A 24,147-nucleotide genomic window follows, 5' to 3' on the forward strand; every position below is an offset into this window, starting at 1 on the left:
CTATCAATCCTGTCTCGTCACGCCTCCCGCCCCGGCAGGGTCACGAACCGCCACACCCCCCGTTTCCCCATCCGTGGCCCTGCCGGTCCCCTTTCCCGTTCTGTGCCTGACCTGGGCGCTTGGGCGGAGGGCGTGACAGAACAGTTGAGCCGGGCTAGGCTCGCACTTGGTAAAACAACCTGTCGGCTGCTGGACGGTCGTGATGTCGCTAGAATCCGTGCCTCCGAAGTATGCGCAGCTTGTGCAGACACTTCAGCGGCGTATTGAAGGGGGAGAGTACCCTCCGGGGTCCCTTCTCCCCAGTGAGAACCAGCTCATCCAAGAGTTCCGCGTCTCCCGTCCGACTGTCGTGGCAGCGCTGCGAGTACTGCGGGAACAGGGCTGGATCGACTCTCAGCAGGGCAAGGGCCGTTTCGTACGGGGCCGTCCTGCGCTCGACTTGGCCGAGCAGTCTCACCCTGGCCAGGCGTACCTGACCAACCCTGAGACCAAATCCTCCGGTGAGCTCCTGGAAGCGGGCGCGGCAGCTCTCCCGAATCGGATCGCTGCTCTGCTCGACCTGCCACCTAAGAGCCGGGCATTCCTCCGCCGGCGGCTCGTGACATCGGATGGCGAACCGTCAGAGATCGTGTCTCTCTGGCTCGCCCTCGACCTGTCCGAAGGTACGGACCTGACGAGCGCTGAGCCTCTGCCGCAAGGAATCCGCGATCACATCCAGTCCCGCAAGGGTGTCCGCTTTGATCACGTGATCGAGCAGATCACCGCGAGGATGCCGTCCACCAGTGAGGTCAAGCAGCTCGGCATGCCCAAGAACACTCCTGTTCTGGACGTGTACGCGGCCGTGCGTGATCCGGGCGGTCACCCACTCGCCGTGCTGGCCGTAGTGCTGCCCGCCGACCGTCACGAGCTGGAAGACGCATACCCGATCGGGTGAGTGCGTCCGGTGGCGTTGCACGGCGCGTACGTGTTCAGCCTCCGGGACAATCGTTGCCTCCGCCGCTGTGCTCAACGCAATAGCCGGGAGGCAGTGGCTCCCGAGTGGGGGTGGAGTCGGCCTCACGTTGCCCGATGCCGTTGATCGCGGTGACGAGGAGGAGGCAGAGGGCCGTCGAGACTCCGAAGACCCATGTAGCACTCTTCCTCCGAGTCATCCCGGCGACGATGGCCGCGAGCGCGGGCGCAGCAACCCCGACAACCGCTGAGGCGATTAGGAATCGCGTGGCACGGTCGCCATCGGAAGGACCTCCGAGCGAGCCGCGCAACCCTTCTCCGAACGCCACCATAAACAGGTACGGGGTTCCTATCAGCCAGATCAGGGTCAAGACGACGAGGGCAAGACCGCTCCATGTCCCCGGCTCGGTGGTTTCTGAGTCCATGATCCGAATTATCCGCAACCATGACCGGTTGCAAATCTGGTCGAAATACTCAATTCAGTCTGAGTAGCAAACCCTCAGCATGCGGTTCGCTACGGAAATCCACCTAGGCACTTGACCTATCAAGCCTGCCTGACTTACTCTCGGATCAGTTGATAGGTTAAGTGCCTGTCAGTCAAGAGAGGAGGATGCGTTATGGCGCTCCAAGGTCCCATCCCCGTCACCTTCGACATGGTGTTCCCGCACGGCTGCTACGTCGTGGGTGAGGTCGAGCAGGTCAAGGACTTCGACGCCTCGACCAACGGGCGGTTCGTCCAGGCACGCGACAAGCAGACGAGAGAACTCGTGTGGCAGGTCGCGGTGATGGACGCGGACCCGACGCTCAAGCCCGCTCAGAAGACGGTCGCGGTCAAGATCCTGGCTCCGGTCCAGCCGGTTCCCCCGGCCCCGATGGCGGGACTGCCGTTCACGCCGGTCGAGTTCGACGGCGTCTCCGTCACTCCGTACGTCAACGCCAACGGCCGGCTGGCCTACTCGATCCGGGTCCGCGAGATGCGCGCTCCCCGCTCGGGCGCGGTCAAGCACGCCGCTGCCAACGGCAAGGAGGGGGCGGCGGCGTGAGTGGCTACAGCTACACCACGATCAACATGGCTCCGGGTGAGCCCACACGCGTGGGGGTCTCGATCTACCCGGACGAGCAGACACGGGTCAGGTACTACCCGGCCAAGAACGACGCTCACGCGTTCATCTCGGTCGACTACGGCACCGCGCACGTGCACATCGGCACCACGAGCCAGACCCCGGTGACCGACGCGCACGTCACCTTCGCCCGTCAGCTCCTCGACGCGGCGGCGGCGTTCCTGGCCCATTGCGAGCAGCAGAGCACCCACCAGCCGGCCACGGACACGGCGGCCTGATCACAAAGCGGGGCCGCTGGAAGCGGCTACTTCCGGCGGCCCCTTGATCTCCCCTGACGCGAAATCACGAGAGGAGCCGAGTCTAATGTTCAAGAAACTGCCTGGTGACGAGACCCGAAACCTCGTCTCCACCACTCCCGATACGGCCGTGGTCTTCCGCCCGGCCGTCGTCAAGACACCAGCGATCATCACTCTGATCATCTGGCTATCCCGCCTCGTCGTGGGCCTCGTCCGGACCGTGTGGCGGCATCCGGTCGCGGTCGCTGTCCCCGTCGGCCTGGGACTGCTCTGGTGGCAGTACGGCTACGGCCTGGCCCTGCTCCTGGTCGGCCTCGTCCTGATGGCGGGCCTGTGCTGGTTCTCCCTGGACCGGGCTTCGCTCCGCCGAATGGTCGGCTGGCGTCTGCTCGCTTGGTGGCGGCTCGTCTGGGTGTACCGGCGTGACTGGCACGCTGTGATGACGGTGTCCGGGCTCGGCCGGTACCTGCGCGGCCGTGACTACCTGCCTCGGCTCGTCCGGGTGGAGTGCAACGAGTGGGCCGACCGGGTCACCGTCCGGATGCTGGGCGGTCAGGCGGTCAAGGACTGGGCGGACAGGACTGACAACCTCGCCCACGGGTTCGGCGCTCCGTCCTGTCGTGTGGCGGTCGAACGTGCCGGGCGGTTGGTGCTGACCTTCCCCCGGCGCGATCCACTCGCTGATCCGTTGCCGGCCGTCCCCGTCCCGGACCGTCCGTCCGTGGGACCGGTCGAGATCGGACAGCAGGAGGACGGCCGTCCGCTCCGGCTCAAAGTTCACGGCACTCACGTCCTGGTCGCGGGCGCGACCGGTGCGGGCAAGGGGTCGTTCTTGTGGGGCACCATCCGCGGTCTCCTCCCCGCGATGCGGGCGGGCCTGGTCCAGGTGTGGGCGCTCGACCCCAAACGCATGGAGCTGTCCTTCGGCCGTCCCCTGTTCGGGGACCGGTACGCGGCCGATCCCAAGCAGTGCGCCGATCTTCTCGACGAGGCGGTCTGCGTGATGCAGGAACGGGCCGACCGGTTCGCCGGCCTCCAGCGCAACCACACGCCGACCGTGCAGGACCCGTTCGTCCTGGTGATCGTCGATGAGGTCGCGTTCCTCACCGCGTACCAGTCCGACAAGCAGTTGAAGCAACGCATCTCGGCTGCACTGGCGACCCTGACCACGCAAGGGAGAGCGGTCGGGGTCGGCGTCCTGGCGGCGCTTCAGGACCCGCGCAAAGAGGTCATGAACATCCGGAACCTGTTCCCCGACAAGATCGCGCTACGGCTCGATGAGTCCGAACAGGTCGACATGGTCCTCGGCGACGGCGCACGTGACCGCGGCGCACTGGCCGATCACATCTCACCGGTTCCACAACTCGGCGCGGGCGTCGGCTACGTCCGGCTCGAAACCAGTCCTGACCCGGTTCGGGTGCGGGCGGCGTACGTCTCCGACGCTGACATCCGCGCCATGGTGGCGGACTTCGCACTCGTAGGGGAGGAGGCCCGATGAGTCTCGCTCACTTCCTCGATGACCTGCGCTGCTCCTGCTGCGGTGCGCTCAACGTGCTGTGGCTCGACCCGGTCCGGGGCTTCGTCGAGTGCCACGAATGCGGCCAGAAAGCCGCCGTCATGGTCGACCCGGCCGATTCCCTCGACTCCCGGTGGTCCTTTGGAGGTGACTGGTGACCAACCCCAACGATCGGTCCCTGCCTCGGGCAGAGCGGATGGCGATGCCGCTCGCCCGCAAGGTCGTCGAAGAACTCGCCAAGCAGTACGGGGTGTGCATCCGGCCGATCCCGTTCCGGCAGCTCGACACCCTCACGGGGGAATCCAAGCTGGTCGACGTCCCCTGCGGCGCGACCTTGGAGGCCAAGTGCCCGCCGTGCGCCAAACGCAATCAGCAGCTCCGTAAGGCGCAGTGCCGGGAGGGCTGGCACCTGCAAGCCGAACCGGTCAACACCCCGAACCCGGCAGACGAGCATCAGCGGTACCTCGTCGGGCTGCGGGCCGATGCTCAGGTCTGGCGGGAGCGCGCGGAGGCGGCCGGCGAACCGACCGATGACCTGGACGCGGCCATTGATGATCTCGATGAGGAGATCAACGGGGCGGGCATGAGGGGCAACGTCCTCGGCCGAACCACGAGCAAGCGGTCCCGGTCGACGAGGCGACGGCAGGACGCTCCGGACCTGCCCAAGCGGAAGATGGCCAAGACCACGCTCGGGCGGACCTTCACCGGCTCGAACGGCAAGACCTTCCGCCCGTCGATGTTCGTCACGCTCACGCTGCCGTCCTACGGGCGCGTCAACGCCGGTATCCCGGTCGACCCCTCGACATACGACTACGCGCGGGCGGCTCGCGATGCGCTGCACTTCTCCAAGCTGGTCGACCGGTTCGTGCAGAACCTTCGCCGCGTGGCCGGCTTCGACGTTCAGTACTTCGCGGCCGTCGAACCCCAAAGGCGCCTGGCACCGCATCTGCACATGGCGATCCGCGGGCACATGCCGCGCGCGGAGCTTCGGCAGATCATCGCCGCGACGTATCACCAGGTGTGGTGGCCGCCAACGCGTCTGGTCCGCTTCGGGGGCGCGCACCTGCCGGTCTGGTCGGAAGACGCCGGCTATCTCGACCCGGAAACGGGGGAGGTGCTGCCGACATGGGGTGAGGCGCTCGACCAGCTCGGCCAGGACGACGAGGCCGAACCCCTGCACGTGCTCCGCTTCGGTCAGCAGCTCGACATTCAAGGCGTGCTCGCCGGGACCACGGATGCAGACACCTGCATCCGCTACCTATCGAAGTACCTGACCAAGGCCATCGGCGACGACATCGACCCCGACGACCCGGCCCAGCGGGCGCACGTCGAACGCTTCACTGAGGCGCTGCGCTTCGAACCCTGCTCGCCGACATGCCCGAACTGGCTCCGCTACGGCTTGCAGCCCAAGGGCACCAAGCCAGGGATGGCTCCCGGCCGATGCAAGGGCAAGGCGCACAAGCCCGAACACCTCGGCTACGCGGGCCGGCGCGTCCTGGTCTCCCGCAAGTGGTCGAACAAGACCCTGACCGAGCACAAGCAGGACCGGCGCACCTGGGTCCTGGAAGCCCTCGGGCTCCCCGACAAACCCGCCGACCCGCACCGCTACGTCTGGCGGCCTGTTCCCAGTGGAGATGCCAACGTGCCCCCGATCGCCGTACGCCTCCTGCGCTCGGTCCATGAACGCCAGCGATGGCGCAACCACATGAACCAGCTACAGGAACAAGCAGACGGACAAGATCTTTCGGCAGTTCAGCCCGCTGCATGAAAGGAGGAAGGCGTTGGAAGACCTGCTCACTGTCCCGCAAGCGGCGGCCCACCTGAACACCTCAGTTCGCTTCGTTCGTCGCTTGGTCGCCGAACGGCGCATCGAGTTCGTGAAGGTCGGTCGTCACGTCCGCATCTCTGAGTCGGCACTGAGGGCCTTCGTCCTAGCGGGGACCGTTGCGACCCTGACGGCCCATGACGTCACAGGGAGGGCGGCCTGATGGCCAAGGGCAACAGGGCGAACCATCGCCGTTTCGGCAATATCCGTCAGCTTCCGTCCGGGCGCTATCAGGTGAGCTACCTCGGACCGGACGGGCGGAGACGAACGGGTTCCGAGACGTACGAGCGCAAGGGCGATGCCGAAAGGGCGCTCACGCTGATCGAGGCCAAGATGATCTCGGGGGAGTGGACGGATCCGGATCGCGGGAAGATCAAACTGAAGGACTACGCGGAGACTTGGATCTCTCAGCGTGCCGGCCTTCGCCCGCGCACTGTCGATCTATATACGTGGCTGCTCAAGAAGCACATCACGCCGTACCTGGGCGGGGTCCAGCTCGGAAAGCTCTCTACCGCGATGATTCGGCAGTGGCGAGCCGACCTGCTCGGCAACGGCGTCTCGGTCTCAGTGGCGGCAAAGGCATACCGATTGCTCCGAGCCGTTCTCATGACGGCGGCCGAAGACGACAACATCATTCCGACCAACCCGTGCCGAATCCGCGGGGCCGGCGACGAGCACGCTCAAGAACGTCCGGTGCTCACCGTCGCCCAGGTCTTCGACCTCGCTGATCGTGTAGGCCGTCGCCCGGTCGGCAACGTCCGCAAGCTCAACAACGGCGCCTATCGGCTGCGGTTCCAGCGGCACGGCGAGATGCGCACTCACCCCGAGACGTTCGTCGCACGGAGCGAGGCAGAACGCGCGCTATGGAAGATGGGAACGGAAGGGCGGGCAGACTGCTCACATGATCGGCGCTTCCGCGCCCTGGTCCTGCTCGCCACCTTCGCGAGCCTGCGATGGGGTGAGGTCAGCGCGCTCCGGCGTAGTGATCTCGACCTTGTCGCGGGCACAGTCCGAATCCGGGCGGCCTTCGTCGAACGGTCAACGGGTGAGCTGGTCCTCGGCGCTCCCAAGTCCAAGGCGGGCCGGCGGATAGTCGGCATCCCGCAGGCCATTGCCCCCGCGCTGCGCGAGCATCTGGCCACCTATGTTCAGGATGAGCCGGGAGCGTTGCTTTTTCCCGGTGCCAAAGGCGGTGCCTTGCGGCGTAGCGGCTTCAACACCCGTACGCGCTGGGTCGATGTGGTCAAGGACATGGGCATGCCTGGCCTGCACTTTCATGATCTTCGGCACACGGGCAACATGCTCGCCGCTGAGTCCGGCGCGGGTCTCAAGGACCTGATGACCAGGATGGGGCACGACAACGTCCGGGCGGCGATGATCTATCAGCACGCGGTCCGGGGCGCGGACAAGGCGATCACGGATGCGATCGACAAGCACATCAGCGGGACCGATGACGACGAGGGCGGCTCAGCCGTGGTCCTGGTCCCCGTGAGCTAATTGCACGTTAATTGCACGGAAGATCGAAATGGCGCTTAAAAAGATCAAGGCCCGGGTCAGGAAACATCCTCTGACCTGGGCCTTTTCGTGTGGAGCGGGTGACGGGAATCGAACCCGCGCTGTCAGCTTGGGAAGCTGATGTTCTGCCATTGAACTACACCCGCGTGGGTCGACCGTGTACGCCGACCGCGTCCCTACTGTAGCGGAAACTCGGCCCACTCCTGCAGTCCCCGGGCTCCCGATCTTCGCTCCGGGCCCGTGGCACGGCCGGCTTGATGAAGACGCAAGGGGAGGCGTGGCCGCCGTGTCAGCGACCATTAGCCTTGCACCGTGCTGCTTTCCGATCGTGACATCCGTTCAGAGATCGAGTCGGGACGGGTCAAGCTGGACCCCTACGACCCCGAGATGATCCAGCCGTCCAGCGTCGATGTGCGCCTGGACCGGTATTTCCGGGTCTTCGAGAACCACCGCTACCCGCACATCGATCCGGCCACGGAGCAGCCTGACCTCACCCGGGAGGTCGAGCCGCAGGGCGAGGAGCCGTTCATCCTCCACCCCGGCGAGTTCGTGCTGGCCAGCACGTACGAGGTGATCAGCCTGCCCGACGACATCGCGTCGCGGCTCGAGGGCAAGTCGAGCCTCGGCCGGCTGGGCCTGCTCACCCATTCCACGGCCGGCTTCATCGATCCCGGGTTCCAGGGGCACGTCACCCTCGAGCTTTCCAACGTCGCCACCCTCCCGATCAAACTGTGGCCCGGCATGAAGATCGGTCAGCTCTGCATGTTCCGGCTCAGCTCGCCGGCCGAGTTCCCCTACGGTTCCGACCGGTACGGCTCCCGCTACCAGGGGCAGCGTGGTCCCACGCCGAGCAGGTCGTACCTCAACTTCCACCGCACGTCGATCTGAGCGCTCAGGGGATCGGCAGCGTGTCAACAGTGGACGGGAGGGCAACCACAAGGAGAAGAGCAGGTTACAAGTGGGTGTGCGATGCCTTAAGTTCGCATTTCTACAGGTAGGCCGTACTCTTCTCTGCGGACCATTCCCGCACATCTGGAGAAACGACGTGCGACTGCGTCTCACACCCCGTGAGGACAGCTACTACGAGTTGTTCGCAGACTCCGCGAACAACCTCGTCACCGCGTCCCGCCTGCTGGTTGAGATCATCGGCGACGACTCGGACAGGGAAGCCCTGGCCGAGAAGATGCGAGCCTGCGAACACGCGGGCGACGAGCGTACTCACGCGATCATGAATCGTCTGAATGAGAGCTTTATCACGCCGTTTGATCGCGAGGACATTTATCGTCTCGCCTCGAACCTCGACGACGTGATGGATTTCATGGAAGCGGCCGCCGACCTGATCGTGCTCTACCAGATCGACCACCTGCCGAAGGAGGTCGTCCGCCAGGTCGAGGTCCTCGAGAGGGCCGCCGAGTTGACGGCGGACGCCATGCCGCGGCTGCGGTCGATGCAGCATCTCAACGAGTACTGGATCGAGATCAACCGACTGGAGAACCAGGCCGACCAGATCTACCGGCGGCTGCTCGCCAAGCTGTTCAGCGGGGAGTTCGACACGCTCACCGTCATGAAGATGCGTGAGGTCATCGAGCAGCTGGAGTTGGCCGCCGACGCCTTCGAGCACGTGGCGAACACGATCGAGTCGATCGCGGTCAAGGAAAGCTAAGTGGATCTCGCTATTGTCATCGGCGTCATCGTCATCGCCTTGGCGTTCGACTACACCAACGGCTTCCACGATGCCGCCAACGCGATCGCGACCTCGGTGTCGACGCGGGCGCTGACGCCCCGGATCGCGCTTCTCATGGCCGCGGTCATGAACTTCATCGGTGCGCATCTCGGCCTGTCGGTGGCCCAGACGGTCGGCAGCGGGATCATCGACGCCCCTCAGGGCAGGCATGGCCTGGTGGTCGTGGCCGGCGCGCTGGCCGGCGCCATCGTCTGGAACCTCATCACGTGGTACTTCGGGCTCCCGTCCTCCAGCAGTCACGCCCTGATCGGCGGCCTGGTGGGCTCCGCCCTGGCGGCGAGCGTGTCGGTGCACTGGAAGGGCGTGCTCGAGAAGGTCGTCATCCCGATGATCCTGTCGCCGGTGGTCGGCTTCCTGCTGGGCGGGATCATCATGATCGCCATTTTGTGGATCTTCCGCCGGTCGAACCCGCACAAGACCAGCCGCGGGTTCCGGTACGCCCAGACGGTCTCGGCGGCTGCGATGGCGCTCGGGCACGGTCTGCAGGACGCGCAGAAGACGATGGGCGTGATCTTCCTCGCCCTGGTCGTCGGGGGGCACATCTCGCCGACGGCCGACATCCCGGAGTGGGTCATCACCGCGTCGGCGGCGGCGATCTCGCTGGGCACCTACGCCGGCGGCTGGCGCATCATGCGAACTCTCGGCCGCCGCATCATCCACCTGGACCCGCCGCGGGGCTTCGCGGCCGAGTCCGCCGCGGCGACCGTCCTCTACACGGCGGCGATCGCGTACGGCGCGCCGATCTCGACGACGCACACGATCACTACCGCGATCATGGGAGTGGGGGCCACCCGGCGCCTGTCGGCGGTGCGGTGGGGCGTCGCCGGAAACATCGTCACCGCGTGGGTCCTCACGATTCCGGCGGCCGCCCTGGTCGCCGCTCTCGCCTACTTCCTTCTGAACCTGATCATCGGGTAGTCACCGGCGATACATGACGTCGGTCTTCCATCGGCTGAACCCCAGGGACTCATAGAGCCTGACCGCCGCGTGGTTCTCCTCGTCCACGTAGAGCATCACCTGCGGCAGGCCGAGCGAGCGCAGGTGCACGAGCCCGGTGAGTGTCAGGGCCCGGCCCAGCCCCGTCCCCTGCTCGGCGGGGTCGACCCCCACCACGTAGACCTCGCCGACGGGCTCGTGCGCGCCGTCCTCGCCGTCACGGTGGACCTTCGTCCAGTGGAACCCGGCCAGCGTGCCGTCCCGCCGTACGGCGAGGAAGAAGCCGGCCGGGTCGAACCAGGGCTCCCGCTCCCTCTGCTCGATGTCGTCGATCGTCCACGCACCCTGCTCGGGGTGCGCGGCGAAGGCGAGCGCGTTGAGCGCCACCCAGGCGTCCTCGTCCTTGCCGGTCTCGAACGTGCGCAGCCGTACGCCGCCGGGCATGACCGGATCGGGCGTCGGCGTCGCCAGCGAACGGCGCATCTGCCACAACGACCGGCCGCGGATCAGACCCGTCGACGCCGCCAGCCGGGACGCGGCGGGGTGGTCGCCGTGCGCCCACAGCCGGATCCGGCCGCCGCTCTCCTCGAGGACCGCCTCCAGGAGTCGCCGTCCCAGGCCACGGCCGCGGAACGCCGGGTGGACCACCAGTTCGCCGCTCGGCCCCTCACCCGGGCCGGCCGGGTCGGGCGGGTCCAGGTGCGCGAAACCGGCGAGGTCCGCGCCCTCGTGGACCAGTACGGCTCTCGCCCCCTGCGCGCCCCCGTGGCGCAGGCGCAACATCGCCTGCTCGTTGAGCGGGCGGACGCCGTCCGTCTCCGTCGCCGCCTCCACAAGGGACAGCACGGCCGCCACCCGATCTTCATCCAACCGTTCCACGACATCCACGCGCACGTTCATGCCATGAACGTTAAGTGACCGCCGAGATCTCAGCACGCTCGGGTTCTGGCAATGTTCGCCATCTCAGGGCCCCATGAATCGTTACGTTCCAGCCATTTGATGCTTAGATCACGCCTTTACTGTCGGGGCCATGACCCCTGCATCTCTCACGCGTCTGGCCCTCGTAGGAGTCGCCGCGGTGAGCCTCACGGCGCTCGCCATCGGTCCGGCCGGCGCGACCTCATCCCATCATCCGTCGAACCACCCGTCGCACCACCAGCCGTCGCACCATCACCCCGAGCCGAAGACGGTTCCCGTGCGCCTGCTGTCCATCAACGACTTCCACGGCAACCTGGAGCCTCCGACCGGATCGGGCGGCCGCATCACCGACGAGACCGGCACCCAGGTCGACGCGGGCGGCGCCGCCTACCTCGCCACGCATCTCAAGCAGATGCGTGACAAGAACACCGTGGTGGTCGCCGCCGGCGACCTCATCGGCGCCTCGCCGCTGATCTCCGCCGCCTACCACGACGAGCCGACGGTCGCCCTGCTGGACAAGCTCGGCCTCGCGACCTCCGCCGTGGGCAACCACGAGTTCGACGAGGGCATCGACGAGCTCAACCGCATCATGAAGGGCGGATGCCACCCGGTCGACGGCTGCTCACCCGCGGGCACGTGGAAGGGCTCCAGCTTCGACTACCTCGCGGCGAACGTCCTCAAGGAGAAGAACGGCGACTACGCGCTCCCGCCGTTCTACGTCAAGAAGATCAACGGCGTGAAGGTGGGCTTCATCGGGCTCGTCACCCAGACGACCCCGACCATCGTCACGGCCGCCGGCATCAAGGGCCTGAAGTTCACCGAAGAGGTGGCCGCGGCCAACAAGGTGTCCAAGCTCCTCGCCCGCCAGGGCGTGAAGGCCCAGGTCGTGCTCATGCACGAGGGTGACAACGTCGCCCCCAACCAGAGCCCGGACGCCTGCCCCAACACCCCCGGCGCCGGCTCCCGCATCGCCCAGGGTCTCGACGCGCAGGTCGACCTGGTCATCAGCGGCCACTCGCACCAGGCCTACATCTGCAAGACCAAGGACCCGGCCGGGCACGACCGTTACTTCACCCAGGGCTCGTCCTTCGGCCGCGTCATCACCCAGATCGACTTCCAGGTCGACAAGAAGACCGACGACATCGTTCGTTCGTCCGTCGTCCCGGACAACCACGTGGTGACCCGCACGGTCACCCCGGACCCCGAGATCACCGCCTTCGTGCAGACCTGGAAGGACCGGGTCTCGACCGTCGCCAACAGGCCGATCGGCTCCATCACCGCCAACCTCGGTCGTAACTCGACCAACGGCGGGGAGTCCGCGCTGGGCGACGTCATCGCCGACGCTCAGCTGGAGGGGACGAAGGTGGGCGGCAACGCCGAGATCGCGCTGATGAACCCCGGCGGCATCCGCGCCGATCTGACCTTCGCGCAGAGCGGCTCCGAGGGAGACGGCGTCGTGACGTACGGCGAGGCCTTCACGGTGCAGCCGTTCAACAACCTCATGCAGGCCGTCACGCTCACCGGCGCCCAGCTCGACGCGCTTCTCGAGCAGCAGTGGAGCGCCACGGCGACCCGGGTTCTTCAGCAGTCGGCCACGCTGACCTACACGGCCAACCTGACGCAGCCGTTCGGGTCCCGTGTCTCCAACATCAAGGTCAACGGTGTGGCCGTGACCGACACCCAGCAGATCCGGGTGGCGGCCAACAACTTCCTGGTCGGCGGAGGTGACGGCTTCACGGTCTTCACCCAGGGCACCGACCTGTGGAGCGGCCCGCTGGACATCGACGCGTTCGTCGCCTACATGGGCGCCCACTCGCCGATCGCTCCTCCGGTGACCGACCGCATCACCGTCATCCAGTAACGCCGGCGACGGTCTGAATCCCGAAATCGGGGTCAGCCCGTAGCCGATCCGCCATCACGAAACAGGCCCGCCCCGGAGTCCGGGGCGGGCCTTCTCGTCTCGTGGCCCGTGCCGTCACCCGTGCGGGGATCGGGCCGGTACGGCTATCGCCTGGCGGTCTCGACGGGCTCGGCCTGCTCGCCGCCGCGGTCGGGGACGAACCGGTAGCCGACGTTGCGGACGGTGCCGATGAGGGCCTCGTACTCCGCGCCGAGCTTCGCCCGCAGACGGCGGACGTGGACGTCGACGGTGCGGGTGCCCCCGAAGTAGTCGTAGCCCCAGACCTCCTGCAGCAGTTGGGCCCGGGTGAAGACCCGGCCGGGGTGCTGGGCGAGGTACTTGAGCAGCTCGAACTCCTTGAACGTCAGGTCGAGCGCGCGGCCGCGGAGTCGCGCCGTGTAGGTCGCCTCGTCGATCGACAGCTCGCCGCTGCGGATCTCGTCCGGCACCTCCTCGGCCGCCGCGAGCGACCGCTTGCCGACGGCCATGCGGAGCCGGGCCTCGACCTCGGCGGGGCCGGCCGTGTCGAGGATCACGTCGTCGAGACCCCATTCGGCCGTCATCGCGGCCAGGCCGCCCTCGGTGACGATCACCATGAGCGGGCAGTCGATCCCGGTGGTCCGCAGCAGCCGGCACAGGCTCTTGGCCTGGACGAGCTCACGACGGGCGTCGACCAGGATGGCGTCGGCGGGTGGAGTGTCGATCAACGCGGACGCCTCGGAGGGTGCCACCCGCACCGAGTGCAGGAGAAGTCCGAGCGCGGGAAGAACCTCCGCGGAGGGCTCCAAAGCATTGGTCAGCAGGAGCAGGTTGCTCACTTTCCGCCTCCTTGCCACCTTGTCGGCTTGTCCGCTGCTTCGGATGAAAACTGCGCCAGCCGTACAAACACGGAAGGACCCGGGGGCGACGCTGCCCAGGTCCATTAGTCCGTAGGGTAGCTCACAGCATGTTGGGGTCCAATGTGGGTCCATCGTGTGAACACCAGGTCACGTGGATTAACACCGTAACCTCTTGCTCACATTGAGTGGTCGCCCGTGTGGCGGAAGGGGGCTGGGAGACCGATGGCAACCGGGACGGTCCGCTACTGGGCCGCGGCCAAGGAGGCCGCCGGAGTCGCGGAAGAACCGTTCGACGCGGAAACCTTGAAAGACCTGCTCGCCACGATCGGACGGAATCCGGACCTGGAGCGCGTGCTGCGGCGCTCGTCCTTCTTGATCGACGGGCACCCGGCGGGTACGCGCGATCCGAGTGTCGTACTCCTCCCTGATGGCGCCGTTGTCGAAGTTTTACCGCCTTTTGCCGGGGGATGAGGCGCTAGTCTCAACGGCAGGCCAGCCCTGGAGGAACCCGGATGCGCAAGCTGATCGTCACTCTGATCGTGCTTGCCGTCCTGCTCGCCATCGTGGACAGGGTCGCGGTCACCGGTGTTCAACGTGAGATCGCCAAGCAGGTCGCGGCGAAGTACGACCTCACGACTCCTCCCACGGTGGAGATCAAGGGCATCCCCTTCCTCACCCAGGCGCTTCTCGGACGTTACGACGAGATCGCCGTCGGGATCGGGCCGGTCACCGTCGAGGACGTCGAGCTGTCGAAGATCGACGCCACGCTGACCGGCGTGACGGCCCCCCTCGGCGACCTGATCCAGGACCCCTCCAAGGCCGACATCCGGGCCGAACACGTGACCGGCACCGTGGTGATCCCCTGGGAGACCATCGCCGCCCGTGCCCCGCGTGGCATCGAGATCGACGGCGCGGGGGACAAGGTGCGGGTGTCCGGTTCCATCACCGCGCTGGGACGGTCCCTCCCGGTCACGGCCGACATGAAGATCAACGTCGTCTCCGGCGCCGTGAAGTTGACTCCGGTCGGCGTGAAGGTCGCGGGTGGTTTCTCCGTCCCGAACCCGGAGAGGTTCATCACCTTCACCGTGCCTGTCAAGGATCTGCCGCTCGGCCTTAAAATCACCAGCGTGAAGACGACCCCCCAGGGGCTCGCGGTCGAGGGCACCGCCAGTGATGTCCCCCTCCGGTGACCTGGGCCACACTCCTGAACCCGACGGCCCGGCCGTACGTGATGAGGGTGTGAGTCCAGCCGCAACCGCCGCCGACGAGCTCATGCGCGGGCTGGTGGAGGAGCACGGTGGGCCGCTGTACGGCTATGTGCTCCGGCTGACCGGAGATCCGGGCAGGGCGGAGGACGTCGTGCAGGAGACGCTGCTGCGAGCCTGGCGCCATCCGTCCGTTCTCGGGGCGCGGCCCGTGCGCGCGTGGTTGTTCACCGTCGCCCGGAACCTCGTCGTCGACCAGCACCGGGCCCGCCAGGCCCGGCCGCAGGAGACGGGTGACGAGGCACTGGCCGTGGTCCCCGCGGACGACGAGCTGGAAAAGGCCGTCGAGTCGTGGGCGGTGGCGGAGGCGCTGGCCTCGCTCAGGCCGGAGCATCGCGAGGTGCTCCTGGAGACGTACTACCGGGGGAGATCGGTGAAGGAGGCGTCAGAGGTCCTCGGCATACCGGCAGGCACGGTCAAGTCGCGGACCTACTATGCGCTTCGAGCGCTGAAGCTCGCCCTGGAGGAACGGGGGCTTGCGCCATGACCTGCGACGACGTGCGCATGTCGCTCGGGGTCTACATCCTCGGCGCGCTGGAGGACGACGAGGTCGCCGAGGTCGAGGCCCATCTGGACGAATGTCCCGAGTGCCGGGCCGAGCTGGCGGAGCTGTCCGGGCTGCCTCGCGCGCTCGCGCTGGTCTCCGAGGACGACATCCGGCACGCCGAGGGTCCGCCGAGGGCCGTGCTCGACCGGCTGGTGGCCACGTCCGTCCGGCGCAGCCGCTGGTCGCGGGCCTTCCTGGCACTGGCCGCGTCCGTGGTGGTCGCGGCGCTCGGCGGTACGGCATGGCTGACGGCCACGCGCGGCGCCGAGGACTCGATGTCGACGACGTCCCACAGTGAAATCGCCGCGGCGAAGCCGAGCACCCCGGCCGGCATGGCGGCGGCCGGCGGCGACGCCGTGGCCTCCACCTCCGCACCCAAGATCGTTTCCGACAGCCCGCAGGCGGCGCCCGACAGTGCGAGGCCGATGAGGCGGGAGGTCACGGACGGCGACGTGCGGCTCGGCGTCCGCCTCACGGCCGAGACGGGCGGTACGAAGGTCGTGTCCTGGGTTCGGGGTGTCCCCGCGGGCACGGTGTGCCGGCTGTGGGCCATCGGCAAGGACGGCACGAGGTCGCCGGCCGGAAGCTGGAAGGTGCCCAAGGGGGGCTACCGCCCCGGCCAGTGGTACGACGGCTCGACCGAGCTCCCGTTGGAGGAGATCACGCGCTTCGAACTGTCCACCTCCGACGGCGGGCTCGTGACGCTGCCCGTGTGACCGTCCGACCCGTCCCCGTGACGGAACCGCTGTGACGGGCGTGCTTTCTCGGGTAGGCATGACGGGAATGAATCCGCGCGGAAGGCGGGTTGCACAGCACGATGGTCGGAATCGTGGTTCTTGGTGTGACGCTCGTCGTGGGCGTGATCATCGGATTCGCCGTGAGGCGCCGCGACGGGAAGGTGCGTGCCGTGAAGCAGGTGGTCTCCGACGCCCGCGCGGTGGTGACGAGCGACGATCTCGGCGTGGAGTTGGGCGAGCGCGTGACCCTCGTGCAGTTCTCCACCGCCTTCTGCCAGCCCTGCCGGGCGACCAGGCGGATCCTCCACGACGTCGCGGAGATGGTGCCCGGCGTGCGGCATGTCGAGATCGACGCCGAGTCGCGGCTCGATCTCGTCAGGCGCTTCGATGTGATGCGGACGCCGACGGTCCTCGTTGTGGACGACGCCGGAAACGTCGTGAAGCGGGCATCCGGCCTGCCCAGGAAGGCCGACGTCATCGCGGCCGTCGGCGTGGCGGTCGACGGGCCGTCTCACGAATCGTCTCATCAATCGGACAGCGTGTGACAGATGGCGAGACGGCAGGTACTGTCGTGGTCATGACTCCCACGACAGAGCTGCTCACGAAGCGGCGCGCGGTGGACTTCTGCCGCGTGGCCACATCGCTCTGTCGCATGGCCTGAGGGTGATTCCCGCGGCTTTCGCCGCATTCCGTGAATCGTTCAGGAGCATCCCACGATGCAAATCGACCCTCGAGGCCCCCGGTTCGGTGCGGCCGTCACAACTCTGATTCTCGCGATCACCCTGGTGACGCGCAGCCCCTGGCTGCTCGCCCTGCAGGCGGTCGTGTTCGCGTTCGGCGCCTTCGACGCCTCTCCGTACGGCCTCCTGTTCCGGAGACTGGTACGGCCGAGGCTGGGACCGCCGAGTGAGTTGGAGGACGCGGCACCACCGCGCTTCGCGCAGGGCGTCGGGCTCGGGTTCGCGATCGTGGGGTTGATCGGGTTCGCGGCAGGGATCACTCCGCTGGCTCTGGGTGCGACAGCAGCGGCACTGCTGGCCGCCTTTCTCAACGCCGCCTTCGGCCTCTGCCTGGGCTGCGAGATGTACCTGATCATCCGCCGTCTACAACCTGGGAGAACACAATGAGCCGCTCCGCCGTCCTGGTGGATGCCGACTGGGTCGAGGCCAACCTCGACACGCCCGGTGTCGTGCTCGTCGAGGTCGACGAGGACACCAGCGCCTACGCCAAGGGCCACATCCGCGGTGCCGTGAAGATCGACTGGAGGCAGGACCTGCAGGACCCGGTCCGCCGTGACTTCGTCGACAAGGCGGGCTTCGAGGCCCTCCTGTCGGCCCGTGGCATCGCCAACGACGACACCGTCGTCCTCTACGGTGGCAACAACAACTGGTTCGCCGCCTACGCGTACTGGTACTTCAAGCTCTACGGCCACGAGAACGTCAAGCTGCTCGACGGTGGCCGCAAGAAGTGGGAGCTCGACTCCCGCGAGCTGGTCGAGGACGTGGCGGCCCGTTCCGCCACCACCTACTCCGCCTCGGAGCAGGACCTGTCGATCCGCGCCTTCCGTGACGACGTCGTCGCCGCGATCGGCAAGCAGAACCTGGTCGACGTCCGCTCGCCCGACGAGTTCACCGGCAAGCTGCTCGCCCCCGCCCACCTTCCGCAGGAGCAGGCGCAGCGCGCGGGCCACGTGCCCACGGCCCGCAACATCCCGTGGTCGAAGGCGGCCAACGACGACGGCACCTTCCGCTCCGACGACGAGCTGAAGGACCTCTACTCCGGTGAGGGCGTCGACTTCGGCAAGGACACCATCGCCTACTGCCGCATCGGGGAGCGCTCGGCGCACTCGTGGTTCGTGCTGCACGAGATTCTCGACCAGGCGAACGTCAAGAACTACGACGGCTCGTGGACCGAGTACGGCTCGCTCGTGGGCGTGCCGATCGAGTTGGGGGAGGCCCGCTGATGACCGTTCAAGCACAAGGTTGCGCAGCTCCGGAGCAGACCGTCGCGCTGCCGGCCGGCATCGACCTGTCGACGCAGGCCGTGATCCAGGGTGTCGTCTCCGGCGCCGGTACGGCCTACGCGCGCCTGCTCGACCACTCCGGCGAGTTCACCGGTGAGGTCGTCGTCTCCGACGAGGGCATCTTCCGCTTCTTCGCGGCCCCGGGCCAGTGGACCGTCCGCATCATCGCGGGTGGGGGCGTCACGAAGGACGTCTCGGTCGAGGCGAAGCTCGGCGAGGTCTCCCAGCTCGCCGTCGCCGTCTGACCTACACACGCATCAGCGAAAGGGCCGGCACTCTCAGCGAGTGCCGGCCCTTTCGCATTCTCACCGGTGCCACACCGTGACGATCTCGCCGCGACAGCGGGGTGATAGCGCCGATCGAACCCGATAGCATGCGGCAGATGTCCGGAACGTCCGCGCTCCCCGCCCCGATCCAGGCTGCCGCCGCCCCCAAGGCGACCTGGAGGCTGTCGCCGTACGCGCTGCCGCTGCACACCCTGCGCATCGCCGCGAGCTGCGCCCTGCCGCTGATCATCTGGTTCTCCGCCGGGCGGCTCGTGCGGTGGGCGCTCCTGCTGCTGGCCGCGACCCTCTCGCACGGTTCGTGGTACCAGGCGCGCCTGGTCGTGGTCGTGTTCCTGTTCACGCTCGTGGTGATGACGTCACTCGCCACGACGGTGGGCATGTTGTACGTGATCCGCGGCGCCCTCATGGAGACCAGCGCGCGCAGGAACGCGAGCGAGGCGAAGGAGGGCCTGTTCGGGGCGCTCAACCGGACGGCCCTCGTCTTCTCGGGCATCTACATGACCTGGAGCTTCATCAACCAGGACATCAGCGATTTCATGAACATCGACCTGTTCCGCCAGCCCGACAGGGTGCTGGTCGACGCCTTCGCCGGTCAGGACAGCGGGGTGATGGCCGGGCTGATCAATCTCGACTTCAAGGTCTCCCTCGCCACGGCTGCGGTGGCGTATCTGGTGAAGACCTTCTTCGGACGGCGGCACGAGGCGGGACAGGGTCGCTTCTCCGGGATCATGGCGACCTTCGGCGAACTCGCGTTCGTCTTCTACGGGCTGAACGCCATCTGGACGCTGGCGGGCGCCCGCTCCGCCTGGATCGGTGACCGTGCGGTCGTCGCGAGCGGGGAGAAGCTGGCGGCGGACGCCCAGGGGGCCATCCCCGGGTGGGAGTGGTTCTGGTCGGACGTCTGGCCCCACGCGCTCGACGGGCTCGCCGTGCCGCTGGCATGGCTGACCGTCGGCATCCTCGTCTACGGGGCGTACGCGGAGGACACGCAGACCACCATCAGGGGCACGCCTCTGGAGACGGCCGCCGCCCGGCTGCAGGACACCCACAGCCTGACCCGGAGAGCCCTCTCCAAGCTCACCTCAGGGTGGACCGAGCGCTGGATCCCCCTCCTCAACTCCCTCCGGCTGACGGTGAGAGGAGGGGCGCCGCTGTTCGGCCTATTCGCGCTCTGCTACGTCGGGCTGCACATCGGCGGCGACTACCTCGGCAGGGCGGGGCAGTACCTGCTGGCCAGTGACAAGCCGTACTTCTACTTCGTGACCGACGTTCCGGTGTTCTTCGTCGCCGAACTGCTCGTCACGACGCTGACCATGTGCCTCATCGCCGCGACGTTCGACCTCGCGGCCACCCGTGACCGGCTGCGGCGGCGGTCCGTCACCGGGTGAACCGGAGCACCTGGTCGCTCTTCTCCTCGGTGGTGACAGACTCCTTCATCATGTCGGTCACCGACTGACCGGGCACGTCGCGGGAGATGCTGGGCCGCAACAGGACCTCGACCTGGTCGGCGACCGACGGCGGCACCACACCCATCAGGTCGATCTGGTACGGCGTACCGATCTTGTTCTCCTGAGGCTCGTTCGGTGTCGTCTCGTTGACCATCTCAGCGAGCCACACGCGTCCGGACTTGTCCGTCAGCCGTACCTCGGGCGTGTAGTGCCGGATGGTCCCCTCCTCGTCCAGAGCCGTCCTCGTCACCACGACCTTCATCCACTGGCGCGAAGTGTCCGGCTTCGCACTCGGAACCGGATCGGGGATGGCCGCCAGACTGACCTTCCACGACACGTGTTGCCAGGTCGCGGCTTGCCCGGGCTTGACGATGTGGATGTGGTCGCTCGGCCGGCCGTACTGGTAGACCTCGTAGGCGAACCAGCCGGGAAGGGCGACGGCGGCCGCCACCGACAGGATCGCGCCGGCTCCCAGCAGCGCACGGCGTTTGCCGCGCGACATCTTCTTGCGCGGGGGAGGAGCGGGGACGGCCGCCTGAGTGGGCCGCCTGTAGTGGGCGGGCAGTTCGACGCGGGTGCCCGGGACGGCGGGGAAGGGCACCGTCATGGTGTGCTCCTCCTCCGACGGAGCCGGCCAGACCCGCAGGTCCCCGACCGGCCGCAGCGTTCCCGGAATGGGGATCGACGGAGGCTGGGGCGGCGGCCCCGTGTAGGTGATGTCCATGTCCGCGGGCTGGTCCAGCGGAGGGGCGAACCAGTCCCGGGAGTCCGGAGAGCCGGGGCCCGGCCGGTCTCCGCCCGTAGGCCTCTGGGTCACGTCAGAACCTCGCTCAGGGACGTCAGTCTGTCGGGTGCGTTCCGGCTTCCGTCCGCTCATGAGGTCTTGTTCACCAATGAGCGGTAGGCCGGTGCTTGTGAGATCAGCTTGTCCGCGGCACCGGGGGTGAGTCCCAGGTCGATCTCCGCTTCGGGAGTCGAGGTGTCCACGGGGATCGCTCCCGCGGACGGGGCGAAGATGAAACGGACTCCGGGCACCGCATCCTTCGGCAGTTCGTAGACGAGGAGTCCACTGGACCACAATCCCGGCTGGAATCGCTTGCTCAGGAGGGTGAGACTCTGGTCGACCCTGTCGGTGGTGTCGTAGCGCCGGCCGTCCACGGTGAGCAGAGCGGGCGGGCTCAGCGTGCTCAGATCCATGGGCTGGCGAACGGTGGTCGCGGAGACGTTCACGAGAAGGAACACGTGGCTTGTCCTGACCTTCAGCGCCTCGCCACTGAAGGTCTTGGTGTCGACCGCCCGGGCCGCCGTCACCGAGGTCACCTTCACGCTGTAACGATTCGTCTTCACCACCTGGCCGATCTTCCCCTTGGTGGTGAGGAAGGAGCCGCGCTCCTCGTACGGCATGGCGTTCGTCTGCGCCCAGACCGCGGCGGCCGCCAAGGCGAGCCCGGCCACGATCCCCACGATGCGCCCCACGATGCCCCTGCGGGCCTGCGGGGGTCGCTTGGCCTCCGGTCGTGCCGCCGCCATCACCCGCGCTCCCGCTTGACGGGGAGGGTGACCTGCGCGGCCACGGTGGGGACGAACGTGTCGCCGTCGTCGTCGCCGACGAGTTGCCAGTAATACCCCTGGTCGCGGATACCGAGTTGCTCGTAGACGAACCGGCCCAGGTCCAAGGTCACCGTCGAGGGCGCGGTGGCCGCGGGGTCGAGTTCGTACTTCAGCACCACGTTCTTCATCAGGTCGGGCATGAGCAGCTTGCTCTTGATGTCGTAACTGAAGACGGTGATGTCGGGGCCGTACTTGGTCTTGGGCTCGGGTCGCACGCGCAGAATGGAACCGGCGAAGCTGAAGGGCATCTGCGTGATCTTGTCCCCAGGCCTTCGCATGGTCCCGACGCTGACGGTGTCGTCGCCCAGGTTCGTGACCTGGAGATCGATCTCCAGATATCGCTTGTACGTTCCGTAGTCGTCCTTCTCGGTGGTGTCGACCGCTTTGATGAACTGCGTGCGGAACTGACCCTGGTCGATCACCTTGCCTGGACCGACCTTCGGGGGTGGCTCGTCGGACGCCTGAGCGAAACCGCCGGACAGGGCGGTGGCGCCGATGCCCGCCGCCAGCACCGCGGAGGCGACCGGAACCAGGACCGGACGTCGACGGCGGCTGCCACGGGGGGATGACATCATGGCACCGGATGGTAGTACGCCCACAGTCGAACCATTAGCCGCATTCGTCCCATCGCTGGCCGGAATTGCGGCCGAATGCCGAGAAGCCCGTCCTGATAGGGCTTATAGCTCCTACGCTGTGACCCAGGCGGACATGGAGGGCTTGTGGGCGACCCGCACCCGGAGCATGCTCAGCTTCAGGCGGACCGTATATACCTGGGCTGGCAGTACGCCCTGCTGCATCCAGATCCGGGGCCGCCGCCCAAACGTCCCGCCCGGGAGGACATCGAAGAGGCGGACGCGCACGCGCCCGTCGAGGCGGAATGGGCCCAGCGGGAGCGGCTCCAGGAGGACATGCTCAACCGCCCGGTCCGGATCTTCCGCCGGTTCATGGCCGTCGTCGCGGTCGGCATCTTCGCCCTCGGGGTGACCCAGATGCTCGCGTGGTCGTTCGTGCTGCTCGGACTGGTCGCGGCGGGCGGTGTCGCCGGGATCTGCACGTACGCGATCGTCCAGGGCAACCGCGCGGTCGGCGTACGGGTGAACGAGCGCCTCGCGCGGGAGCAGCGGACGCAGGAGCGGCGCGAGCGCGAGATCATGACGGCCCAGGAGGAGCACGCCGCCGAGTACCGCGCCTGGGCCGAGAAGAAGAGCACGTTCGACAAACAGCTGAACTGGTACGCGGTGGCCGTGCCCGACGAGATCGACCGCGTCGACGTGGCGGGCGGGACGCTCGCGGGCTGGTCGGCCCTGATCACCCTGATCGGTGCGACCCGGCTCTACAGCGGCGGCCACCTCACCGTGCTCGACCTGTCCGAGGGCGCCATCGCCAAGGACCTCATCGAGCTGGCCAAGAGGGGCGGCGACGACCCGCTGGTGTGGGTGCTTCCGGTGGACCTGCCGCGGCTCGACCTGGGCGCCACGCTCAAGCCGGAGGCCTTCGCCGACGTGCTCGCCCATGTCGTGAGCGTGAGCGAGGAGACCAGCAGGGACATCGGCTTCGACAACGCCATCCTGGAGCGGGTCCTCGAGGTCCTCGGGGAGAACGCCACGATCAGCCAGGTCACCGCGGCGCTCCGGGCACTCGCCCAGGTGGGCGACCCGCGCGACGACATGAAGTACGGCCTGCTGACCGCGACCCAGCTCGAACGCATCGGCACCCTGTTCGGCCGGGGCGTCGCCGACCGCGTCGTGATCGAACGGGCCTGGGCCCTGGAATCGCAATTACGCAAGCTGGAGACGCTCGGCTCCGAGGCCGTACGGCTGCCGCCGGCACGGTTGCGCGTGGTCAGCATGGACCGGCAGGCGGGCGTCTTCGGCAACCGGGTGCTCGGCACCTACGTGGCCACGGCGCTCACGCACATCCTGCGCCAGTCTCCGGCGAGCGAGCGGCCCTGGTATCACACGATCATCGTGGCCGGGGCGGACAAGCTGCGCGGCGACGTCCTCGACCGGCTCATGGACGCCTGTGAGACGTCCCGTACGGGGCTCGTGCTGACCTACCGCAGCCTCACCCCCACGGTCAGGGAACGGCTGGGCAGGGGCCACGCCGCCGTCGCGTTCATGCGCCTGGGCAACGCCGAGGACGCCAGGGTCGCGAGCGAGCACGTCGGCACCGAGCACCGTCTCGAGCTGGCCCAGCTCACCGAGACGTTCAGCTCGTCGGTCCACCCCCCGAGCGGGTTCTACACCTCCACCGTCGGCGAAGGCCGTACCGGCCCGGAGGAGAAGGGGGAGGGCGACCTCAAGGAGGACATCACCGAGTCGACCGAGTGGGGGCGCACCGCTCCCCAGGTCGCCGAGGGCGTGCTGCAGCGCTCGCGGGAGTTCCTCGTCGAGCCGCACCAACTGCAGCAACTCCCCACCACGTCGGTCATCGTCACCCATGCGACCGCCGAGGGGCGGCAGGTCAGGCTCGCGGACGCCAACCCCGCGATCCTCACCTTCCCCAAGACGACGCTGGGCGAGTTCCAGGAGCTGAGGCGGGTCGCGCTGCGCTCCGAGGAGCCCGAGCCGCTCGAGCTCGACGAGGACGCGCCGCCGCCGAATCTCGGTCCTCCGCCGCCCCGGCTCGACTGGCGCAAGCGGCCATGACACCGTCCGGATCCGGTAAGGGCATCGTCAACAGGGATGTGAGCACTTGATCGTTGAAGGAGTCTCTCCCCTGTTCGTCG

At 67.5% G+C, this 24,147-nt stretch carries 27 protein-coding genes and 1 tRNA gene; 22 read left to right on the forward strand and 6 right to left on the reverse strand.

Features of this window, described 5'->3' with window-relative positions; translation table 11 throughout:
• The first annotated feature begins 202 nt into the window (after positions 1 to 202).
• From Psi02_RS35860 to Psi02_RS35895, 8 genes are all read left to right on the forward strand, one after another.
• Positions 203 to 934 carry a GntR family transcriptional regulator gene (locus Psi02_RS35860; protein ID WP_239095454.1) on the forward strand — a complete coding sequence of 244 codons (732 nt, stop codon included), beginning with the start codon at positions 203 to 205 and terminating at the stop codon, positions 932 to 934.
• 634 nt (positions 935 to 1,568) lie between these two features.
• Positions 1,569 to 1,994 carry a plasmid replication, integration and excision activator gene (locus tag Psi02_RS35865; protein ID WP_203980320.1) on the forward strand — a complete coding sequence of 142 codons (426 nt, stop codon included), beginning with the start codon at positions 1,569 to 1,571 and terminating at the stop codon, positions 1,992 to 1,994.
• Entirely contained in the window at positions 1,991 to 2,290 is a 300-nt protein-coding gene (locus tag Psi02_RS35870) for a hypothetical protein (protein WP_203980321.1), read from the forward strand. Before Psi02_RS35865 ends, Psi02_RS35870 begins: the two co-directional genes overlap by 4 nt.
• A gap of 85 nt (positions 2,291 to 2,375) precedes the next feature.
• Complete coding sequence (locus Psi02_RS35875; protein ID WP_203980322.1) at positions 2,376 to 3,806, forward strand: FtsK/SpoIIIE domain-containing protein; 1,431 nt, start codon at positions 2,376 to 2,378, stop codon at positions 3,804 to 3,806.
• The gene (locus Psi02_RS35880; protein ID WP_203980323.1) at positions 3,803 to 3,982 is read left to right on the forward strand and encodes a hypothetical protein; all 180 of its coding nucleotides are present in this window, start codon (positions 3,803 to 3,805) and stop codon (positions 3,980 to 3,982) included. Before Psi02_RS35875 ends, Psi02_RS35880 begins: the two co-directional genes overlap by 4 nt.
• A complete protein-coding gene (locus Psi02_RS35885) occupies positions 3,979 to 5,592 on the forward strand; it encodes a replication initiator (RefSeq protein ID WP_203980324.1) in 1,614 nt (537 codons plus the stop codon). Before Psi02_RS35880 ends, Psi02_RS35885 begins: the two co-directional genes overlap by 4 nt.
• Positions 5,593 to 5,605: 13 nt before the next feature.
• Entirely contained in the window at positions 5,606 to 5,812 is a 207-nt protein-coding gene (locus tag Psi02_RS35890) for a helix-turn-helix domain-containing protein (RefSeq protein ID WP_239095444.1), read from the forward strand.
• Entirely contained in the window at positions 5,812 to 7,146 is a 1,335-nt protein-coding gene (locus tag Psi02_RS35895) for a tyrosine-type recombinase/integrase (protein WP_203980325.1), read from the forward strand. Before Psi02_RS35890 ends, Psi02_RS35895 begins: the two co-directional genes overlap by 1 nt.
• 90 nt (positions 7,147 to 7,236) lie before the next feature.
• On the opposite strand, the gene Psi02_RS35900 is transcribed toward Psi02_RS35895, so the two are convergent.
• A tRNA-Gly gene (locus Psi02_RS35900) sits at positions 7,237 to 7,310 on the reverse strand.
• 166 nt (positions 7,311 to 7,476) lie between these two features.
• Between Psi02_RS35900 and dcd the strand changes: the two genes are divergently transcribed.
• The 3 genes from dcd to Psi02_RS35915 all read left to right on the forward strand — a co-directional run bounded on the left by dcd (position 7,477) and on the right by Psi02_RS35915 (position 9,826).
• Complete coding sequence (gene dcd, locus Psi02_RS35905) at positions 7,477 to 8,052, forward strand: dCTP deaminase (protein WP_203980326.1); 576 nt, start codon at positions 7,477 to 7,479, stop codon at positions 8,050 to 8,052.
• Positions 8,053 to 8,209: 157 nt separating this feature from the next.
• Positions 8,210 to 8,827, forward strand: coding sequence for a DUF47 domain-containing protein (locus Psi02_RS35910; protein WP_203958478.1), 618 nt, complete (start codon positions 8,210 to 8,212; stop codon positions 8,825 to 8,827).
• Positions 8,828 to 9,826 carry an inorganic phosphate transporter gene (locus Psi02_RS35915; RefSeq protein WP_203980327.1) on the forward strand — a complete coding sequence of 333 codons (999 nt, stop codon included), beginning with the start codon at positions 8,828 to 8,830 and terminating at the stop codon, positions 9,824 to 9,826.
• On the opposite strand, the gene mshD is transcribed toward Psi02_RS35915, so the two are convergent.
• Complete coding sequence (gene mshD / locus Psi02_RS35920; RefSeq protein ID WP_203980328.1) at positions 9,827 to 10,744, reverse strand: mycothiol synthase; 918 nt, start codon at positions 10,742 to 10,744, stop codon at positions 9,827 to 9,829.
• A 130-nt stretch (positions 10,745 to 10,874) separates the two neighbouring features.
• Here mshD and Psi02_RS35925 point away from each other — a divergent pair, with 130 nt between their 5' ends.
• Entirely contained in the window at positions 10,875 to 12,623 is a 1,749-nt protein-coding gene (locus tag Psi02_RS35925; protein ID WP_203980329.1) for a bifunctional metallophosphatase/5'-nucleotidase, read from the forward strand.
• A gap of 143 nt (positions 12,624 to 12,766) precedes the next feature.
• Here the strand turns inward: Psi02_RS35925 and Psi02_RS35930 are convergent, their stop codons facing one another.
• Entirely contained in the window at positions 12,767 to 13,480 is a 714-nt protein-coding gene (locus Psi02_RS35930) for a winged helix-turn-helix transcriptional regulator (protein ID WP_203980330.1), read from the reverse strand.
• A gap of 243 nt (positions 13,481 to 13,723) precedes the next feature.
• Between Psi02_RS35930 and Psi02_RS35935 the strand changes: the two genes are divergently transcribed.
• The 9 genes from Psi02_RS35935 (at position 13,724) to Psi02_RS35975 (ending at position 19,748) form a co-directional block, all read left to right on the forward strand.
• Entirely contained in the window at positions 13,724 to 13,972 is a 249-nt protein-coding gene (locus tag Psi02_RS35935) for a MoaD/ThiS family protein (protein WP_203980331.1), read from the forward strand.
• 41 nt (positions 13,973 to 14,013) lie between these two features.
• Positions 14,014 to 14,691, forward strand: coding sequence for an LmeA family phospholipid-binding protein (locus tag Psi02_RS35940; RefSeq protein ID WP_203980332.1), 678 nt, complete (start codon positions 14,014 to 14,016; stop codon positions 14,689 to 14,691).
• Between the two features lie 49 nt (positions 14,692 to 14,740).
• Complete coding sequence (locus Psi02_RS35945) at positions 14,741 to 15,253, forward strand: sigma-70 family RNA polymerase sigma factor (RefSeq protein WP_275415334.1); 513 nt, start codon at positions 14,741 to 14,743, stop codon at positions 15,251 to 15,253.
• Positions 15,250 to 16,029 carry an anti-sigma factor family protein gene (locus Psi02_RS35950; RefSeq protein ID WP_203980334.1) on the forward strand — a complete coding sequence of 260 codons (780 nt, stop codon included), beginning with the start codon at positions 15,250 to 15,252 and terminating at the stop codon, positions 16,027 to 16,029. Before Psi02_RS35945 ends, Psi02_RS35950 begins: the two co-directional genes overlap by 4 nt.
• 113 nt (positions 16,030 to 16,142) lie before the next feature.
• Entirely contained in the window at positions 16,143 to 16,595 is a 453-nt protein-coding gene (locus Psi02_RS35955) for a thioredoxin family protein (RefSeq protein ID WP_239095445.1), read from the forward strand.
• A gap of 171 nt (positions 16,596 to 16,766) precedes the next feature.
• A complete protein-coding gene (locus Psi02_RS35960; protein WP_203958468.1) occupies positions 16,767 to 17,177 on the forward strand; it encodes a DUF4395 domain-containing protein in 411 nt (136 codons plus the stop codon).
• Entirely contained in the window at positions 17,174 to 18,013 is an 840-nt protein-coding gene (locus tag Psi02_RS35965) for a sulfurtransferase (RefSeq protein ID WP_203980336.1), read from the forward strand. Before Psi02_RS35960 ends, Psi02_RS35965 begins: the two co-directional genes overlap by 4 nt.
• Positions 18,013 to 18,318, forward strand: coding sequence for a DUF1416 domain-containing protein (locus Psi02_RS35970; RefSeq protein ID WP_203958466.1), 306 nt, complete (start codon positions 18,013 to 18,015; stop codon positions 18,316 to 18,318). Before Psi02_RS35965 ends, Psi02_RS35970 begins: the two co-directional genes overlap by 1 nt.
• A gap of 137 nt (positions 18,319 to 18,455) precedes the next feature.
• Positions 18,456 to 19,748 (forward strand): hypothetical protein, encoded by a 1,293-nt coding sequence (locus Psi02_RS35975; RefSeq protein ID WP_203980337.1) that lies wholly within the window; start codon positions 18,456 to 18,458, stop codon positions 19,746 to 19,748.
• Here the strand turns inward: Psi02_RS35975 and Psi02_RS35980 are convergent.
• From Psi02_RS35980 to Psi02_RS35990, 3 genes are read right to left on the reverse strand one after another with little or no spacing between them, the layout of a single operon-like run.
• Positions 19,738 to 20,625, reverse strand: a complete 888-nt coding sequence (locus Psi02_RS35980) for a hypothetical protein (RefSeq protein WP_203980338.1) — start codon at positions 20,623 to 20,625, stop codon at positions 19,738 to 19,740. The genes Psi02_RS35975 and Psi02_RS35980 overlap by 11 nt on opposite strands.
• 56 nt (positions 20,626 to 20,681) lie before the next feature.
• Positions 20,682 to 21,338 carry a DUF4352 domain-containing protein gene (locus Psi02_RS35985; RefSeq protein WP_203980339.1) on the reverse strand — a complete coding sequence of 219 codons (657 nt, stop codon included), beginning with the start codon at positions 21,336 to 21,338 and terminating at the stop codon, positions 20,682 to 20,684.
• Positions 21,338 to 21,994, reverse strand: a complete 657-nt coding sequence (locus tag Psi02_RS35990) for a hypothetical protein (protein WP_203980340.1) — start codon at positions 21,992 to 21,994, stop codon at positions 21,338 to 21,340. Before Psi02_RS35990 ends, Psi02_RS35985 begins: the two co-directional genes overlap by 1 nt.
• Before the next feature lie 144 nt (positions 21,995 to 22,138).
• On the opposite strand from Psi02_RS35990, the gene Psi02_RS35995 reads away from it, so the two are divergent.
• Positions 22,139 to 24,067, forward strand: coding sequence for a hypothetical protein (locus Psi02_RS35995; protein WP_203980341.1), 1,929 nt, complete (start codon positions 22,139 to 22,141; stop codon positions 24,065 to 24,067).
• Positions 24,068 to 24,147 lie beyond the last annotated feature (80 nt).

The organism is Planotetraspora silvatica (assembly GCF_016863315.1).
GTDB classification, from domain to species: Bacteria; Actinomycetota; Actinomycetes; order Streptosporangiales; family Streptosporangiaceae; genus Planotetraspora; species Planotetraspora silvatica.

Coding starts and splice junctions, on each gene's coding strand:
- Psi02_RS35860 (WP_239095454.1), top strand. CDS start 203: ATGTCGCTAGAATCCGTGCCTCCGAAGTATGCGCAGCTTGTGCAGACA.
- Psi02_RS35865 (WP_203980320.1), top strand. CDS start 1,569: ATGGCGCTCCAAGGTCCCATCCCCGTCACCTTCGACATGGTGTTCCCG.
- Psi02_RS35875 (WP_203980322.1), top strand. CDS start 2,376: ATGTTCAAGAAACTGCCTGGTGACGAGACCCGAAACCTCGTCTCCACC.
- Psi02_RS35880 (WP_203980323.1), top strand. CDS start 3,803: ATGAGTCTCGCTCACTTCCTCGATGACCTGCGCTGCTCCTGCTGCGGT.
- Psi02_RS35895 (WP_203980325.1), top strand. CDS start 5,812: ATGGCCAAGGGCAACAGGGCGAACCATCGCCGTTTCGGCAATATCCGT.
- mshD (WP_203980328.1), bottom strand. CDS start 10,744: ATGAACGTGCGCGTGGATGTCGTGGAACGGTTGGATGAAGATCGGGTG.
- Psi02_RS35925 (WP_203980329.1), top strand. CDS start 10,875: ATGACCCCTGCATCTCTCACGCGTCTGGCCCTCGTAGGAGTCGCCGCG.
- Psi02_RS35935 (WP_203980331.1), top strand. CDS start 13,724: ATGGCAACCGGGACGGTCCGCTACTGGGCCGCGGCCAAGGAGGCCGCC.
- Psi02_RS35940 (WP_203980332.1), top strand. CDS start 14,014: ATGCGCAAGCTGATCGTCACTCTGATCGTGCTTGCCGTCCTGCTCGCC.
- Psi02_RS35950 (WP_203980334.1), top strand. CDS start 15,250: ATGACCTGCGACGACGTGCGCATGTCGCTCGGGGTCTACATCCTCGGC.
- Psi02_RS35960 (WP_203958468.1), top strand. CDS start 16,767: ATGCAAATCGACCCTCGAGGCCCCCGGTTCGGTGCGGCCGTCACAACT.
- Psi02_RS35965 (WP_203980336.1), top strand. CDS start 17,174: ATGAGCCGCTCCGCCGTCCTGGTGGATGCCGACTGGGTCGAGGCCAAC.
- Psi02_RS35970 (WP_203958466.1), top strand. CDS start 18,013: ATGACCGTTCAAGCACAAGGTTGCGCAGCTCCGGAGCAGACCGTCGCG.
- Psi02_RS35975 (WP_203980337.1), top strand. CDS start 18,456: ATGTCCGGAACGTCCGCGCTCCCCGCCCCGATCCAGGCTGCCGCCGCC.
- Psi02_RS35985 (WP_203980339.1), bottom strand. CDS start 21,338: ATGGCGGCGGCACGACCGGAGGCCAAGCGACCCCCGCAGGCCCGCAGG.
- Psi02_RS35990 (WP_203980340.1), bottom strand. CDS start 21,994: ATGATGTCATCCCCCCGTGGCAGCCGCCGTCGACGTCCGGTCCTGGTT.